The organism is Campylobacter concisus, from assembly GCF_002913745.1.
Lineage (GTDB): Bacteria > Campylobacterota > Campylobacteria > Campylobacterales > Campylobacteraceae > Campylobacter_A > Campylobacter_A concisus_R.
The window spans coordinates 1-563 of the sequence record NZ_PPCG01000026.1 but is presented as its reverse complement, the minus strand read 5'-3'; the positions used below and the strand labels follow the sequence as shown (position 1 = coordinate 563).

Genomic DNA, 563 nt, shown 5'->3' with positions numbered 1-563 from the left:
CTCCTATGTTGGACTGGAACCAGGCAAAAGAGTATTGCAAAAATTTACAGTATGCTGGCTTTAGTGACTGGAGACTACCTACTAGACATGAGTTTTTAACTATCACTGATTTTTCAAAATTTAATCCGGCGATAAAAAAAATTTTTAGTAATATAAAATATGGTAGATACTGGTCATCAACCATCAATACTGGTAATAGCGCATATGCTTTTGAAGTATATGGTGGAGACGATTTAATAGAACCGATGAGTATAGTGTATAATGTAGTATGTATAAGAGAAGTTAACTAAAACTTATCTTATAAAGAAAAGGACTGTGAGATTATATTTATTTATGATTTTCGTTCTGGTCTTATATTTTTTAAAAAGTGTCCGTTAGTTGCCTTATTGACTGCTTTTTATGAAATTATTATTATTTTTACTTTATTTAAGAAGGTTATTTTGATTCCTATCTTTTTTGTATTTAAGTTGTTGAATAAGGCGACTATTTTCTAAATAGTTTTTACTATCTTGCGATAAAGTTAATAAAATATGAAATGTTTACTGATATTATCAATATATTTT

Annotated in this window: 1 protein-coding gene; it reads left to right on the top strand. The window is 27.5% G+C overall.

What is annotated here, in order from left to right; translation table 11 throughout:
- A partial coding sequence (locus CYO90_RS03305) for a DUF1566 domain-containing protein (RefSeq protein ID WP_141090534.1) occupies positions 1-290 on the top strand: 290 nt, incomplete at its 5' end.
- Positions 291-563: the final 273 nt, after the last annotated feature.